This window comes from Tenacibaculum sp. (assembly GCF_050290165.1).
In the GTDB taxonomy this organism is placed as follows: Bacteria; Bacteroidota; Bacteroidia; order Flavobacteriales; family Flavobacteriaceae; genus Polaribacter.
The window spans coordinates 97,231-114,705 of the sequence record NZ_JBNKHD010000002.1 but is presented as its reverse complement, the minus strand read 5'-3'; the positions used below and the strand labels follow the sequence as shown (position 1 = coordinate 114,705).

Genomic DNA, 17,475 nt, shown 5'->3' with positions numbered 1-17,475 from the left:
ATGAAAAAATACTATTTTGGAAGCAGAATCTATTGATTAAAATCAATTTCTAAAAGTGAAAATGATTAGTTTTATTTTTTACGTAAGGAAATTCTTAATCCTTTCATATTGCATTCCGAAAATGTAATCTTGATTCTTTGGAACTATCAATTCTATTTTTAAACTTTTATCTGACTCTAAACTATAATTAATACTAGATGCATTTATTTTTTGATAGAAAGGAAAAATTACCTGTTCAGGTATTGATTGTAATATTGTAATGTTTTCTTCATTATAATTACCAGAAATTTGTATTTCTATTTTCATGTCAGAAACAGCAATGATATGGGTATTTATATATTTTAAGATTCCTGTGTTATCATTAAATACATCTTCCCAAGATATAATTGAGTCATCCCAATTACTTGGAGTTTGATAAGCATATAAAAAAGCAGCTGATGAAAACCAATTACCAAAAGATATTCTTTGATTTGTAGATTGACTAAAGGTTATAGTTGTTGTAACAGTAGATTGGGCTACTTGGTTATTAAATTCCAACATAGAATTATTTACCACCAACTCTGGAAATTGAGGATAAACAGGTATACTAATAGGTTGCCTATTTGATTGTGCAACTAATTTTGATTTTTGAGAATTATCTATAGCTTCTTTAATTGTGTCTAGATTAGGTGAATATTTTGGAACTGTATAAGGTATAATCCAATTGGCCACATTATTATAATTATTCAAACCTATTTCAATTGACAAAGGCTTTTCTTTCTGCGCTTCTAGAATTAATCCATAAATTTTACTAAAATAATTTACAGAAATAGAATCATCTAAAAACTCGCCTCCTATAGGAATTACGTCAAGGAGTTTTGCTAAAACAGTTTCATCTGTTGGTAAATTAGGTAAGCTAGCGTAAAAGGTAAAATTACTTAATTGCACATTAAATAATTCAGCTAATCCATTAAATACAAGATAATCATAACTCTCGGGGGACTTCATATCTTTAGTTTTAAGTTAATTATTCAATTTTAAAAAAGATAAAGTAGAGCACATGGAATCCATGTGCTCTTTTACCAATAAGATTAAATTAATCTTGAAGGTGCTTTTAAAATGTGATTGTCACTACCTCCTGTTACTGCTCTATCAGTTGGAATTACTCCCATACCTAAAATTTGCAAGTCTCCTGGGGCAGATGTAATTGTTACAGAAATCGATTTATCATCATTATGCTCATAAGTTGATTTAGCTCTTGATGAAGATCCAGATGTGTAAAATGGCCACACATTAGTTTCTGTACTTTTTTGAATTTCTTGAAAGTCAGATTCGCTATAAGTTGCCCATGATTTTACTGTAATTGTATAACCAGATACTAGTAAAGCTTGGTTGGTTACTCTTTGTAAAGAACCAGAAGGACCAAATAAATTATTCCAGTCATCTGAATTTTGAAATTGATCAGGGTTTTGATACATATCTGTAAAATAGCCTGAGAAAAACCACCCGCCTGCTCTAACAGGTAAAAAAGCATATTTGTTAAAATTCATATTCACAGTAATTCTACTTGCTGATGCTTTTTCATTCAACGATTTTGAAACACTATTTTCTTTTTTTCCCCAGAATCCTACTCCTGAAGAGCCATTACTTTGTGCCCAAGAATTCTCAATATTATTATTTGATGTTGCTGAATCAAAAGAAACTATTGCTGTAGAACCTGCTTCAACTAAGCTATTTAATTGCTCTAAACTAGGAGTATAAATAGGATTGATTCCCATATTACCACCAATCCAGTTATTAGGATTTTTATAGTTGTTAAATGCTATTTGATACAAAAAAGTATTTGGATCTTTTGTTTTACTTAGCATAGTAGCGTAATTACCACTTAATGTATTTAAGGGGTTTCCTTCGTACAACACTCCTACAGATTTAGGGGGAATGCCATCAAAATAATTGTATAGCTCTTGAGCTAAATTTTGTACAGGTAATACACCTTGTATCATTTGAAAACTCTTATCACTTAAGTTTAATGATTGACAAAGCGTGTTGTACATTCCGTTAGTTGAAGATACCATATTTGCTTCTCCTACCTCTTTAGTCAAGGTACCATTAGATGGCTTTGCTAGATTTGTTGCCATAATATTTTAGTTTTAAGTTTAGTTTTACCTACTCTTTTTAGGCTTTTCGGTAAGCGCCTTAAAAACCAAAAATTATTCAATAGATGATCAAGCTATTAAACTAAAGAATGAAATATGAAATTGCGCGCTAATCATAAAACAATCAATACATTAAAAATGAATTTTGGTTTTACTCTCACTAAGTTATATAAATAACAGGCACGCTTCTTTATAAAAACCTTAAACGTAAGTTATTAATATATTAAGGTTTCTTTAAAAGGTATAAAAGCTAACATAAAGCTAACACAAGCAGTTATAAAACAGTATTTTACTTTTTTAAACTGGCTTAAAACTACGTTTTTTGCTTTTTCTTTTTAGCTGCAGGAAACAATACATTGTTTAAAATCAAACGATAACCAGGAGATGTTGGGTGTAGGTCTAATTCTGTTTTAGGGTCACCTACTCTATGCTGATAATCTTCTGGATCATGACCGCCGTAAAAGGTGAACATTCCTTTCCCTTTGGTTCCGTGAATATATCGAGCTTCTTTGTTTGTTTTATTTTCACCTAAAACTACAATAGTTGATTTTATAGTGTTAGGATCAAATGCAGTTGTTTGCCCCATAAAACCTTTCACTAATAGAGTGTGATTTTGTGTTAGCATGGTAGGTACCTGATCCCACTTTGCCGAAAATTCTTTTAAAGAGAAATAATCTGTTTCTTTATTAATTCGACGTTTTCGAGTCATATCAATTGTTGAAAACTCATACGTTGTTGGGTTACGAACTAATTCAAAATTTTTAAAAGCAAAGGTTTTATTGAAGTTAATTTTTGATTGATAATTAGGTTCAGAAGCATCGCCATCAAACATACTTTCACAAATATCTACTCCATCAGCAGCCAAGGCAATATCAAAACTATCGGTAGCAGAACACATAGCAAACATAAATCCGCCACCTATTACATAATCGCGAATTTTTTTAGCAACCTCTTTTTTCTCTTCAGAAACTTTACTATACCCTAATTTAGTAGCTAAGGCTTCTGCATCTTTCTTTTGTTGAATATACCAAGGGGCTGTCCTAAAAGCTCCATAAAAACGGCCGTACTGTCCCGTAAAATCCTCATGATGTAAGTGTAACCATTCATACAAAAGTAATTTATCATAGAGTACTTCTTCATCATATATTACATCAAATGGGATTTCTGCGTAGGTTAATACCATAGTAACGGCATCATCCCAAGGCATTTTGTCTTTAGGTGAATACACAGCTATTTTAGGCGCCTTTTCTAAGGTGACTGCTTCTTGATTTTTTGAAGGCGACGAAATTTCTTCTAAAATTAAAGCTGATTTAGCGTCTGAAATAATTTGATAGGAAACACCTCGTATTTTACATTCTTTTTCAACAGCTTCATTATTTTCTACTAAAAAAGCACCTCCATCATAATTTAATAACCATTTGGCTTTTAATCCATTTTGTAAGGCATAATACACAATACCATAAGCTTTTAAATGATTTTTCTGATTATCATGACTCATTGGTACATAAATAAATGATGCCCAAAGCGAGTTTGAAAACAAGAGTAATATTAATATGTGTGCAAATTGCCTCATTTAAAAACTAAAATACACAATTACTAGTTAGCAATTGTGTATTCTATCATATTTTAAGTTTTATTTAAAAATTAAAACGGAACATCATCGTCACTTGGTCCAAAAGCGTCTTCTGGTGAAGCAAAATTACTAGACGATACTTCATCATTAAAACCTGAATTCATACTAGATTGGAATTCGCTGCTAAAACCTTCTTCTAAATCTGAGAATTTTGCTAAATGTCCTGTAAACTTCAATCGAATATTATCCAATCCACCATTACGGTGTTTTGCAACAATAAATTCTCCTTGCCCCTCACATGGTGAATGATCATCATCATCCCATTCTGTCATACCGTAATACTCTGGTCTAAATATAAAAGATACAATATCTGCATCTTGCTCAATCGCACCAGATTCACGAAGGTCAGATAATAGCGGACGTTTACTTCCTCCACGAGTCTCTACCGAACGTGATAACTGTGATAGTGCTATTACAGGAATATTTAATTCTTTACCTAGTGCTTTTAAGTTACGTGAAATGGTAGAGATTTCTTGTTCACGGTTACCTCCTGCTCCTCCAGCTGTCATTAACTGTAAATAGTCAATAATTAATATTTTTACTCCATGTTGCGATACCAAACGACGTGCTTTTGCACGTAAATCGAATATAGATAAGGCAGGTGTATCATCAATAAAAATAGGAGCGTCTGAAAGTTTCTTAACTTTTACATTTAATTGTTCCCATTCGTGAGGCTCTAAGTTTCCTTTACGAAGTTTTTCTGATGTCAATCCTGTCTCAGAAGAAATCATACGGGTTATTAACTGTACAGATGACATCTCTAATGAAAATACAGCTACAGCATGATTAAAATCAATTGCCATGTTTTTTGCCATCGATATTACGAAAGCAGTTTTACCCATACCAGGACGCGCTGCAATGATAATTAAATCGGAAGGTTGCCATCCTGAAGTTAAAGCATCTAGTTTTGTAAAACCAGTAGCCAAACCACTCATTCCTTCTTTCGTAGAAATTTCTTGGATTTTATTAATCGATTGTTGAACAAGTGAATCTGCTCTTTCGGCTCCCTTTTTTAGGTTTCCTTGAGTAACTTCAAATAACTTCCCTTCTGCATCATCTAACAAATCAAAAACATCTACAGTTTCGTCATAGGCATTTTCAATAATTTCAGAGGAAATAGTAATTAACTTACGTTGAATGAATTTTTCTAAGATGATTCTAGAGTGAAATTCAATATGGGCAGAAGAGGCTACCTTTTGGGTTAAACCTATCAAATAAAAATCTCCCCCAGCAATATCTAACTTTCCGTTCTTTTTTAGTTGGTTAGATACCGATAGTAAATCAATTGGTTCAGAATTCTGGAAAAGCGTATAAATTGCATCATAAATCTCTTGATGCCTTTTATCATAAAAAGCTTCAGGATGCAAAATATCAATTACCTCGTCTATCCCCTTTTTATCAATCATCATAGCACCTAAAACGGCTTCTTCTAACTCTAAAGCCTGTGGAGGTAGTTTTCCTTTTTCTAAGCTGATAATTCTAGCTTTATCTATTTTTGTTCCTTTGAGAGGCTGAGTTCTTTCCATAATGGCAAATGTAAATTTTTAAGACGATATTTACGGTGGTAAGCCCTAAATTTCTTTATGCACAAATTTTGTAAACAAAGTTGTTATTAACTTGTTGATAACGTTATATCTTTCTTATTTTTGAAGGCATGCATCATCAAAAAAAATATTTTTTAGCTGCTTTATTGTTGCCTTTTCAGGTCATTTTAATGCAATTATTGAGTCAAAGACCTCAATGGATTGAACATTATTATAGTAATGGTATTTATCCGTACATCTCCAGATTTTTTCGTTTTATTTTTGGATGGATTCCTTTTTCTATTGGAGATGTATTAGGTCTATTTTTACTATTTATCTTCTTCAAATCTTTATACAAACTGATAAAAAATAGATTTAAAGGCTCGCTTCCTAAGTTAGTTAAATTTACAGCTTTTTTATCTGCTATTTACTTTTGTTTTTATGCTTTTTGGGGATTGAATTATTTTAGAGAACCTTTAGCTAAAAATTTAGACCTTGAACAAGCGTCATACACAACGGAAGAATTAGTTTCAACCACTAAATTGATTATTGAAGAGTTGAACAAAATCCATTTACAAATTACAAAAAATGATTCAATACAACTAGTTATTCCTTATTCATCAAGAGAAATCTACAAATTAGCTCCTAATGGTTACAAAAAGCTATCTAAAACCTTTCCTCAATTAGATTATCAAACAGCATCTATAAAAAGTTCAATAGTAAGTTTATTTCAATCTTATAATGGAACATCTGGTTACCTCAATCCTATAATAGGAGAAGCTCAAGTGAACTATATGATTCCTAAAACCAGTTTGCCTTCAACAACATGTCATGAAATGGCACATCAAATAGGTTGGGCAGCTGAAAATGATGCTAATTTTGTTGGATTCTTAGCTTCAATAGCTAATGATGATTTGTATTTTAAATATTCAGGGTATCGAATGGCTTATAATTACTGTATTGGCCAAGTTTACAGAAGAGACAAAGAGTTAGGTAAGGAAATAGCTAAAACAGTAAATAAAGGTATTTATAAGGATTATAAGGCAAGTTATTTACATTGGAAACAATTTAAAAACCCAATTGAACCATATCTTAAAAAAGGATATAACTCGTATTTAAAAGCAAATAATCAGTCAAACGGAATACAATCGTATAGTTATGTTGTCGATTTATTGATTGCTTATTTTAAAAAGAAAAACTCCTAAAAATTTCATTGTCTTTCCATTGATAAAATACAATTGAAATGGCTATTTTTGAGGCTTTAAAAATACTACGATGAACAAACAACATATAATCGACCGATTTATTAAGTATGTAACTATTGATACTGAAAGTGATCCTAACAACCCTGCTTTTCCTAGTACAGAAAAGCAATGGAACTTAGCAAAAGTTCTTGAAAAGGAATTGAAAGAAATAGGAATGGATGATGTTGAATTAGATGAGAATTGTTATTTAATGGCAACCTTACCAAGCAACTTAGATTACGAAGTGCCAACTATTGGTTTTGTTGCTCATATTGACACAAGTCCTGATTTTACAGGAGCTAATGTTAAGCCTCAGGTTCACGAAAACTACGACGGTAAAGATATCTTATTAAACAAAGAAGAAAACATCGTTTTATCTCCTGATTATTTTGAGGATTTATTACAATATAAAGGACAAACTATCATCACCACTGACGGTACTACTTTATTAGGTGCAGATGATAAAGCTGGAGTTACAGAAATTGTTTCAGCAATGGAATATTTAATTCAGCATCCTGAAATTAAACATGGAAAAATCCGTATTTGTTTTACACCAGACGAAGAAGTTGGTAAAGGAGCTCATATGTTTGATGTTGAGAAGTTTGGAGCAGAATGGGCTTATACTATGGATGGAAGTCAGATTGGTGAGTTAGAATACGAAAACTTTAATGCCGCTGGGGCTCAAGTTACCATTAATGGTAAAATAGTACACCCTGGATATGCTAAAGGAAAAATGATAAATTCAATGTTAATCGCTAGTGAGTATATCAATGCTTTACCAGAAGATGAAGTTCCTGAAAAAACTACTGGTTACGAAGGTTTCTTCCACTTACACCACATGGAAGGTGAAGTTGAAAAAACTACCTTACACTACATCATTAGGGATCATGATATGGATCAATTCAACAATCGTAAAAAAGCGATGTTAGATTTGGCTGAAGTTTTAAATGCTAAAAATGGGCAAAAGTTAGTTTCTGTTGATATTAAAGACCAATACTTTAATATGAAGGAAAAAGTAACTCCTGTAATGCATATTGTTGATATAGCTGAAGAAGTAATGAAAGATATGGGAATTACGCCTTTAATTAAACCAATTCGTGGTGGTACAGATGGTTCACAACTGTCTTATAAAGGCTTACCATGTCCTAATATTTTTGCTGGAGGGCATAACTTCCATGGACGTTATGAATATGTCCCTGCAGAAAGTATTATGAAAGCTAGTGAAGTAATTGTAGGTATAGCTCAAAAAGTAGCCGTAAAATTTAACTAATACTTTAAGACTTTATAAAGTGCATCAAAAACTCTAGCTTTCGCTAGAGTTTTTTTATATGATATTCTCTTGCTCCTCAAAGAGAATATCATAGAACTGTCGAAATAAATTCCCTTAACTTTATTTCACCGCAAATATGGCTATTTCTATGGCTTTTTATAGAAGGCAAATCCCCTTTTTCGTTTAATGTAAAATCCTAATTTTACAAAAAAACAAAATTTGTATATTTCTTATATTTTATTTTTTTAAAGCACTACCCTACATAATTTTGCCGCCAAATATTTAATAAATGAATAGACTAAACCTTTTAAAGCTAGCTGATAAGTATCAGTCTCCTTTGTATGTTTATGATACTGAAAAAATAATTTCTCAGTACAAAAAAATTACATCAGCTTTTTCAAAAGTAAAAAGCGTTAAAATAAATTATGCTGTTAAAGCATTGTCTAACATTAATATTTTGAAGGTATTTAATAAACTTAATAGTGGTTTAGATACTGTATCTATTCAAGAGGTTAAATTAGGTTTGTTGGCTGGTTTTGAGCCACACGAAATTATTTACACACCAAACGGAGTCTCTCTAAAAGAAATAGAAGATGTTGCTAAAATGGGAGTGCAAATTAATATTGATAATTTATCAATATTAGAATTATTTGGACAAAAACATCCAAAAATACCGGTTTGTATTCGTATAAACCCACATGTAATGGCAGGTGGAAACAGTAAAATTTCAGTAGGTCATATTGATTCTAAATTTGGGATTTCTATTCACCAAGTACCTCATATAAAAAGAGTTGTTGAAAATACGGGGATGCATATAAATGGGATACACATGCATACTGGATCTGATATTTTAGATATAGATACTTTTTTAAGAGCCACAGAAATCTTATTTGATGTAGCGAGACAGTTTGAGGATATTGATTTTATCGATTTTGGTAGTGGATTTAAAGTTCCTTACAAAAAGGATGACATTTCTACTGATATAAATGAGTTAGGAGAAAAGCTTTCTTTAAGATTTAATGAATTCTGTAAAAACTATGGTAAAGATGTTACTTTAATGTTTGAACCTGGTAAGTTTTTAGTAAGTGAAGCAGGATATTTTTTAGCAAAAGTTAACGTTATAAAACAAACTACGTCAACTGTTTTTGCTGGAATAGATAGTGGTTTAAATCACCTTATTCGTCCAATGTTTTATAATTCGTATCATCATATTGAAAACTTATCTCATCCAAAAAAGAGAGAACGTTTTTATAGTGTAGTTGGATATATTTGCGAAACCGATACTTTTGGTTCTAATAGGAGAATTAGTGAAATATCTGAAGGAGACATATTATGTTTTTATAATGCTGGGGCTTATTGTTTTTCTATGGCTTCAAATTATAATTCTAGATATAAGCCGGCTGAAGTTATGATTTATAAAGGAAAAGATTATTTGATACGTAAGAGAGAAACTATGGAAGACATCCTTAAAAATCAAGAAAATATTACACTTTAGTGCAAGTAAAAACTCTGACCTTATTTGGTCAGAGTTCCTTTAAAATATAATCAACCCCTCAAAGACTATATTCTAAAACGTTGTAATATAAAGTCCCCTATCTTTATTTACGTTACAAATATCTTTTATTTATTTCAAAAAAATTACAGGAAAACCCCCCTTTCTTTTAAATTATTTCCTAGTAAAAACAAAAAAAGACAGTTTAATTAAATAAACTGCCTTCATCTATAAAAATGTGATTAGTTAAAATATATATCTTAAACCTAATTGCATTTGCCAACGAGAATTTAAGCTAGAGTCATAACCAAATGTTTTTTTCTGAGTAGTATCAAAAGTATATGTAGGAGTATTGCTTCCGTCTACAGAAACACCTATTGGTGATAAATTATTAGGTTGTTGAACCACCCCCCAATCAGAATTTAATAAGTTCCCTACATTTAAAATATCAACACTTAACTGTATTGTATTTTGTTTTTTATCAGACACATTAAAATTAAAGTCTTGTAACACTTTAAGATCCCATTTACCTCTCCAAGGTGCTAAAGCTCCATATCTATCCATATATTGACCTCTATTAGAGCTTAAATAATCATCTTGACGAATATAAGCCTCAAAAGCATCCGCTTGTTCTTGAGCAGTCTCTCCATTAGGTCCGCTAGCAGCAAATTGCATTTGTTGTACTTCACTAGAGGTAGGAATATATAATAAGTCATTATTCTGGAATGAAGAATCTCCGTTTATATTTCCTGCATAAGTATAATTAAATCTGCCTCCTTTAGCATATTCAAAGAATGTAGAAATTGTTGTTGCAAACTTATTATTTCCATAAGTAAATTTCTTTGAAGCAACCCCTATAATTCGGTGTGTATCTCCATATTTAGAGTATGATAAAACATCATTGTTTGCATTACCCTTTGTCGGGTTAAAATCAAAAGCATCTCCTGTTATTTCAGCTTCTATTGAATTTACATCTTTTGCATTTAAATAGTTATAGGCTACACTTGCATATAATCCATTATCAAATGTTTTTTGAAGTTTAAATGAGGCATTCCAAATGCGTCCTTTATCAGAATTTGTAAACACATAGGCATTATTTCCTTTATCTCCAGCAGTATAAACTACTCTATCATCAAACGTCGTATTTAAGGTAGCACTTGGTTCTCTTAACCCCCAATTTTGTACATGTGCTCCATTTATATCCTTAGTATAAGAAATGTCTGTAGTTGCTATGATTCCATTTTCAAACTTCCAATCTAACCCTAAGTTTGTTCTCCATACCTGAGGAAATTTAAACTCTGGATCAACAAGCTGGAAAAATCCATCATCAGCACCACTTACCTGATTTCCTATCCATACAAAAGGTAAGCGTCCTGTAAATACACCTGAACCACCTCGAAGTTGCATTGTATTGTCACCTTTTACATCCCAGTTAAAACCTACTCTTGGTGAAACTAACCATTGATTAGTAGGCATTTTAGTTGAATTTAAGGTTTGTTCTTCTCCTGTGTTAGGGTTATAATATAATACTGAATTATCTCTTGTAGCTCCATTATCAGTATCAATAAACTTTTGAATCAAACTAGAAGTGTCAAAGTATAAAGGCTTATCGAAACGAATACCGTAGGTTAACTTAAAATCATCATTTACTTCCCACTCATCTTGTACATAAAAAGCTAATTGACCAACGTTTAATTCAGATAACTTCCATCCTCCGTCATTTCCTGCTCCATTAGCATTAAATGAATCAAAAGCATTTTGAGTAGCTGCTAAGTATTGTTCTACAACACCTCCTGGTTGGGCATTCGATAAAAATGTAGCTACATCAGGATATGGGCTAAACAATCCATAATAAGGGAAAATACCAAAATTAAATGATTCATAGTTTACTAAATTGAATGAATTCTTAAATTCAAACTTTTCGAATGAAAATCCAACAGTATAAGTATGATCTCCTTTGAAAAAGTTCATGTTGTTGGTTAATTGAAAAACTTTTTGATCTAATCTATTATGAATAGAAAATGGCTCATGACCAGCTATGATATAATTGCTACTATTACCATCTTGTATAGTAATTACTGGTGCTGGTGCTGACATCGGGTTTCTGAAATCATCAAAATGTGTATATCCTATTTGTAATTTGTTTGTTGTTGTTTCAGATAAGTTAGAGTTTAATTCCAGTTGAAATGAATCTAAATTGTTATTAATTTCATAGCCTGAATTTTCAAACTGAAGTGTAGAAAAATTAGGTCCTCTAGCTCCCAGAGCAGTTGGGTGTGCTGGATTTTCTTTTGAAGCTCTTAAAAAGTTATAAATTAAAGCTAATCTGTTTTTATCATTAATGTTCCAATCTAACTTAAAGATTCCTTTAGTAGATCCAGAACCATAAGTAAATCCATCATAAGCACCTGTATCATAACCTAAAGCAGCCAATGCGTCACGAACAGCTATTAAATCAGTCTCTAAAACTCTCGATTCGTTAACAGCACCGCTACCTGTATTCGGTATCCAACCAGCAGTACCTAAATCTTCACGATCATCTTTTTCAAAATTGGCAAAGAAGAATAGTTTATCTTTTATGATAGGTCCACCTAAACTTACTCCATACTGACTTTGGTTTAACTTAGGTTTTACTACTTTTTGTCCTTTAATCTTACCTCCTGTCATATCTTGATTTCTAAAGAAACCATAAACGGTACCCGTAAATTCATTGGTTCCGCTTTTTGTTACAGCATCTACTGAGGCACCTGTAAAGCCTGATAGAGTTACATCGTATGGTGCGGTAGAAACTGATATTTGTTCAATAGCGTCTAACGAGATTGGTTGTGAACCTGTTTGTCCTCCTGGTGTTGGAGAGTCTAAACCAAACGGGTTATTGAAAATAGATCCATCTAATGAAAAATTATTAAACTGATCATTTCTTCCTCCAAATGAGTTACCACTTGCAGTTGGTTCTAAACGAGTAAAATCAGCTGCAGAACGAGATATTGTTGGTAACGTTTTTAATTGAATAGCGCTCACACTAGTTTGAGCACCTGTACGATCGCTATTAAAAACTTTACTCTTTGATGCAGAAATCACCACTTCTTCTAACTGTTCTCCATCTTCAGCTAATTTACCATCAATATTCGTAGTTTTACCTAACGTTAAATATACATTAGTTACTTCTTGTGATTCAAAGCCCACGAAGCTAAATGTTACTTTGTAAGGTCCTCCTACTCTTAAATTAGGAATGGTGTACTTACCATTATCTTGGGCTACAGCTCCAGATACTGTACCTGTAGGCTCGTGTAAAACCACGATATTAGCCCCGAATAATGGCTCTCCTTGACTGTCTGTTACAGTTCCTTTTATTTTTGATGTAGTTACCTGGGAAAAGATGGATAAACTCAAAAAAACAAAAGATAACACTAATAATTTTTTCATAATAGTCTTGATTTTGTTTATATTACAACTCAAATTTAATAAATAAAAAAATCCACTCGACTGAGTGGATTTATACTTTATTAACATGTATTTAACAATATAGTTACTATTCAGCAACTACTTCAAATACGATGTCAGCTACAACAGTTCTGTGTAAACGCACAGAAGCATTATATTTTCCTAATCTTTTTACGCTACCTCCAGTAACTTTGATAAATTTCTTATCAATTTCAGTACCTGCTTTAACTAAAGCTTCTGCAACATCGATGTTGTTTACTGAACCAAATAATTTATCACCTGAACCTACTTTAGAAGCTATTTTGATTTCATAACCTTTAATAGTTTCTGCTAATTTGTTAGCATCATCTATTAATTTAGCTTCTTTAAAAGCACGTTGCTTTAAGTTTTCTGCTAATACTTTTTTAGCTGAAGAAGTAGCTAAAATTGCATATCCTTGAGGTATTAGGTAGTTACGTCCATAACCATTCTTAACAGTTACGATATCGTCTTTAAAACCTAAGTTTTCTACGTCTTGTCTTAATATCAATTCCATGTTTCTACTTCTTTATTATTTTAACATATCTCCAACGTATGGCATTAAAGCTAAGTGACGAGCTCTTTTGATAGCTTGAGCCACTTTACGTTGATATTTTAATGATGTTCCTGTTAAACGTCTTGGTAAAATTTTACCTTGCTCGTTTACTAAATACATTAAGAAGTCTGCATCTTTGTAATCGATGTACTTAATACCATTTTTCTTGAAACGACAGTATTTAGCTTCTTTTTTAGTTTCGATATCAAGCGGAGTTAAGTAACGTACTTCTCCTTGCTTATTCCCTTTTGCTTGTTGATCTATTGATGCCATTTCTTACTTTTTTGCAGATTTAACACGTTCTCTTCTTTTTTCAGCCCAAGCTGCAGCATGCTTGTCTAACTTTACAGTTAAATAACGCATAACGCTATCGTCACGTCTAAACTCTAATTCAAACGGAGCAATAACTTCACCTGCTACCTTGTACTCAAATAAGTGGTAAAATCCACTTTTTTTCTTTTCGATTGGATAAGCTAACTTCTTTAAGCCCCAATCTTCTTTAGAAATCATTTCTGCACCTTTAGAAAGTAAGTAGTCCTCAAACTTCTTTACTGTTTCCTTTATCTGAGTTTCAGATAAAACGGGATTCAAAATGAAAACAGTTTCGTAATGATTCATAATTAAATTATTTAAAATTTATTTTTAAGCCTGCAAATATACTGCTTTTTACTGCATAAACAAACTCTTAGCTTTAAATAATTTCATGATTTTGTGTATGTTTGTAACTAAACGCCCTTTTTTATGCAAGTTCCAGAAATTCCTAACCTAATTCATTACGCTATTCCCTTTTTTATTATAACGGTTATTATTGAAGTTATATTAACTGTTAAAGTAAAACTAGATGACTATGAATTTAAAGATGCTGCTACTTCGATTACTATGGGACTGGGAAATGTTTTTATAGGTTTATTCACTAAAGGATTGACCTTAGGAGTATTCATATTCTTATATCAATATCGTTTGTTTACGATACCTTTTACATGGTGGGCTTGGATTCTTTTATTATTTGCAGAAGATTTTGCCTACTATTGGAATCACAGAATAGCACATGAAAGTAGATTGTTTTGGGCTAGCCATGTTGTACATCATTCTTCTAAAAAATATAATTTAAGTACTGCATTACGTCAAACTTGGTCAGGGAGTTTTTATACCTTTATATTTTGGGCTCCTTTGGCAATTATTGGTTTTCATCCATTGATGATTTTAACTCAAATGAGCATTAGTTTATTATATCAATACTGGATTCACACTGAATTGATTGATAAGTTACCAAAGTGGTTTGAAGCTGTTTTTAATACACCTAGTCATCACAGAGTTCATCATGCTACAAATCCTCAATATTTAGATAGAAATCATGCAGGAATTTTTATTATATGGGATAAGCTATTTGGTACTTTTGAACCAGAAATTGAAAAACCAGTATATGGCTTAGTCAGTAACATCAATACATACAATCCAGTTAAAGTTGCTTTTGTAGAATGGTACAATATGTTTAAAGATGTTTTTACAAGCAATACCTCTTTAAACAAACGATTTTTATACTTTTTAAAGCCTCCTGGTTGGAAACATGACGGAAGTGGAAAACTTTCAGAAGATTTACGTAAAGAGTGGGAAAAAAAAGCAGAAAAACAATCCTTAAAAACATAAAACCTCCGACTTGGTAAAAAAGCCGGAGGTTCGAATATCATATTAAAATGATATCTCAGGGGGACTTTTCTTTTTTGAGTAAGTTCCTCTGAATTATACCACAAAGTTATGGGTTAAATCAATATATTTTCACAGGAAAAAGCCTTAATATATTTATATTTCTTGATCTTTTTTTCTACTATAATCCATACTAAACAAATCTCTTTAAAACTTGCTCAATATAATTCTTTATACTACTTTTATTTTACATCAAAAAAGTAAAAGAATTTCAATGTATGAGTTATAATGTAACGATAGAAGAAGAGAATAAAGAAATAGCTAACAGATATAAAAATTTATTAAAAGGAACATATCAAACATTATCTGAAGATGATAAAAAGCTAATTCGAAAAGCTTTTGATATTTCTGTAGAAGCACACTCTAAACAACGTAGAAAAACTGGAGAACCCTATATTTACCACCCTATTGCAGTAGCTAAAATCGTAGCTGATGAAATAGGTTTAGGAGCAACTTCTATTGCCGCTGCCCTACTACATGATGTTGTTGAAGATACTCACTACACTATTGACGATATGGAGCGTTTGTTTGGTGAAAACATTGCCCGAATTGTTAGTGGACTTACCAAAATATCAAATTTAAGACAGGAACAAGACTATTCTATACAAGCAGAGAATTTCAGAAAAATGTTACTTACTCTTCATGATGATGTTCGAGTAATACTTATTAAAATTGCTGATAGGTTGCACAATATGCAAACTATGGATTCTATGCCGCCTCATAAACAGGTAAAAATAGCATCAGAAACCTTATACATTTACGCTCCTCTAGCCCATCGACTAGGTCTTTACAATATTAAAACCGAATTAGAAGATTTAGGGTTAAAATATACTGAACCAGATGTGTATCATGATATTTTAACTAAAATTAAAGAAAGTAAAGAAGATCAACAAAAATATATAGATAGCTTTACAGGGATTTTAAAAGAGGCATTAAACAAAGAAGGTTTTAAGTACGAGATAAAAGGCCGTTTTAAATCTATTTTTTCTATCCGTAGAAAAATGCGCAAACAAAATGTAACCTTTGATGAAGTGTACGATAAATTTGCCATCAGAATTATTTATGATCCTACTTCAGGTGATGAGAAGTTTGATGCATGGAAGATATACTCTATAGTTACCGACTTTTTCAAACCCAATCCTGCTCGTTTAAGAGATTGGATTTCTCAACCTAAATCTACTGGATATGAAGCTTTACACATTACAGTAATTGGCCCTGAAGCAAAATGGGTAGAAGTTCAAATTCGTTCAAATAGAATGGATGAAATTGCTGAAAAAGGATATGCAGCCCATTTTAAATACAAGCAAGGTAATGTTAAAGAAAATGGATTAGAAGGCTGGCTGAATCGCTTGAAGGAAAGTTTAGAAAACCAAAGTTTAGATGCTGTCGATTTTGTCGAAGACTTTAAGCTAAACCTTTATGCTAAAGAGATTTATGTATTCACACCTAAAGGAGATCTTAAATCATTACCTAAAGGTGCTTCTGCATTAGATTTTGCTTTCTCCGTGCATACAGATGTAGGATTAAAATGTCGTGGAGCAAAAGTAAATGGGAAGTTGGTACCATTAAGTTATGAATTAAAAAGTGGTGACCAAGTAGAAGTACTAACAGCGTCTAATAATAAACCAAATGTACGTTGGCTAGATTTTGTAATTACAGCTAGAGCCCGAGCCAAAATTAAATCAGCATTAAAAGCAGAAGAAAAGAAAATAGCAGAAGAAGGAAAAGCTATTTTACAACGAAAATTACGTCATCTAAAAATTAATACCAGTGAAAAAGTAATCCATGAGTTAGCTAGCTATTTTGGTTTAAAAACCAGTTTTGACCTATTTTACAGAATTGGTAATGGTGCGATTGATAACACCCAACTTAAAGAATTTGTAGCCCAAAGAAGCGGTAGCTTTATGGGCTTTATCAAAAGTACGTTCCGTCGTTCACCTTCTAAAGAAATATTAGAGAAAGAAGAAGTTACGAGTAAATACGACGCTCTTGTTTTTGGAAAAGAAGAACAAACGTTGGATTATACACTAGCTAAATGCTGCTCACCTATTCCAGGAGACAAAGTTTTTGGGTTTGTTACTATTAATGAAGGTATTAAAGTGCATAAAAATGATTGCCCTAATGCTATTTCGTTACAATCTAACTATGCTTATCGAATCATGCCCGCTAAATGGATAGATTCAACCAAACAGGAATTTACAGCTATTTTACATTTATCTGGGTTAGATAATAAGGGAATTGTGAATAACATTACTCGTATTATATCTAACAGTATGGATGTATTTATACACAGTATTAATATCTCTGGAGACAATGGTGTTTTTGATGGAAAATTATCAATAAGTGTAAAAAACAAAAATCAGCTTAACAAGCTAATAGATAATATGAAACAGGTAGAAGGTGTTCAAAAAGTTGAACGTGTTAATACTTTGTAAATATCATTTCATTATCCTTGT

General features: G+C 31.8%; 13 protein-coding genes. 5 read left to right on the top strand and 8 right to left on the bottom strand.

Translation table 11 applies throughout. The features are described from left to right. Positions 1-78 precede the first annotated feature (78 nt). The 4 genes from ACQY6M_RS02465 to dnaB form a co-directional block, all read right to left on the bottom strand. On the bottom strand, positions 79-987 hold the full coding sequence (locus ACQY6M_RS02465; RefSeq protein WP_428740229.1) for a hypothetical protein: 909 nt from the start codon (positions 985-987) through the stop codon (positions 79-81). 83 nt (positions 988-1,070) lie between these two features. Then, on the bottom strand, positions 1,071-2,117 hold the full coding sequence (locus tag ACQY6M_RS02460) for a hypothetical protein (RefSeq protein WP_428740228.1): 1,047 nt from the start codon (positions 2,115-2,117) through the stop codon (positions 1,071-1,073). 331 nt (positions 2,118-2,448) lie between these two features. Beyond that, positions 2,449-3,633 (bottom strand): asparagine synthetase B, encoded by a 1,185-nt coding sequence (locus ACQY6M_RS02455; RefSeq protein WP_428740610.1) that lies wholly within the window; start codon positions 3,631-3,633, stop codon positions 2,449-2,451. A 146-nt stretch (positions 3,634-3,779) separates the two neighbouring features. Beyond that, the gene (gene dnaB, locus ACQY6M_RS02450; RefSeq protein ID WP_428740227.1) at positions 3,780-5,294 is read right to left on the bottom strand and encodes a replicative DNA helicase; all 1,515 of its coding nucleotides are present in this window, start codon (positions 5,292-5,294) and stop codon (positions 3,780-3,782) included. 128 nt (positions 5,295-5,422) lie between these two features. Between dnaB and ACQY6M_RS02445 the strand changes: the two genes are divergently transcribed. The 3 genes from ACQY6M_RS02445 to lysA all read left to right on the top strand — a co-directional run bounded on the left by ACQY6M_RS02445 (position 5,423) and on the right by lysA (position 9,300). Continuing rightward, the gene (locus ACQY6M_RS02445) at positions 5,423-6,496 is read left to right on the top strand and encodes a DUF3810 domain-containing protein (protein ID WP_428740226.1); all 1,074 of its coding nucleotides are present in this window, start codon (positions 5,423-5,425) and stop codon (positions 6,494-6,496) included. A gap of 70 nt (positions 6,497-6,566) precedes the next feature. After that, positions 6,567-7,805, top strand: coding sequence for a peptidase T (pepT, locus tag ACQY6M_RS02440; protein ID WP_428740225.1), 1,239 nt, complete (start codon positions 6,567-6,569; stop codon positions 7,803-7,805). Positions 7,806-8,094: 289 nt separating this feature from the next. After that, positions 8,095-9,300: a diaminopimelate decarboxylase gene (lysA, locus tag ACQY6M_RS02435; protein WP_428740224.1), complete on the top strand. Its 1,206-nt coding sequence runs from the start codon at positions 8,095-8,097 to the stop codon at positions 9,298-9,300. Between the two features lie 243 nt (positions 9,301-9,543). Here the strand turns inward: lysA and ACQY6M_RS02430 are convergent, their stop codons facing one another. The 4 genes from ACQY6M_RS02430 to rpsF all read right to left on the bottom strand — a co-directional run bounded on the left by ACQY6M_RS02430 (position 9,544) and on the right by rpsF (position 13,933). Continuing rightward, a complete protein-coding gene (locus ACQY6M_RS02430; RefSeq protein WP_428740223.1) occupies positions 9,544-12,723 on the bottom strand; it encodes a TonB-dependent receptor in 3,180 nt (1,059 codons plus the stop codon). A gap of 106 nt (positions 12,724-12,829) precedes the next feature. Further along, positions 12,830-13,276: a 50S ribosomal protein L9 gene (gene rplI / locus ACQY6M_RS02425; protein WP_428740222.1), complete on the bottom strand. Its 447-nt coding sequence runs from the start codon at positions 13,274-13,276 to the stop codon at positions 12,830-12,832. 15 nt (positions 13,277-13,291) lie between these two features. Beyond that, a complete protein-coding gene (gene rpsR, locus ACQY6M_RS02420; RefSeq protein ID WP_133536510.1) occupies positions 13,292-13,588 on the bottom strand; it encodes a 30S ribosomal protein S18 in 297 nt (98 codons plus the stop codon). 3 nt (positions 13,589-13,591) lie between these two features. Beyond that, on the bottom strand, positions 13,592-13,933 hold the full coding sequence (gene rpsF, locus ACQY6M_RS02415; protein WP_428740221.1) for a 30S ribosomal protein S6: 342 nt from the start codon (positions 13,931-13,933) through the stop codon (positions 13,592-13,594). Positions 13,934-14,056: 123 nt separating this feature from the next. Here rpsF and ACQY6M_RS02410 point away from each other — a divergent pair, with 123 nt between their 5' ends. Then, the gene (locus ACQY6M_RS02410; RefSeq protein ID WP_428740220.1) at positions 14,057-14,962 is read left to right on the top strand and encodes a sterol desaturase family protein; all 906 of its coding nucleotides are present in this window, start codon (positions 14,057-14,059) and stop codon (positions 14,960-14,962) included. Positions 14,963-15,237: 275 nt separating this feature from the next. Next, positions 15,238-17,454, top strand: coding sequence for a RelA/SpoT family protein (locus ACQY6M_RS02405; protein WP_428740219.1), 2,217 nt, complete (start codon positions 15,238-15,240; stop codon positions 17,452-17,454). Positions 17,455-17,475 lie beyond the last annotated feature (21 nt).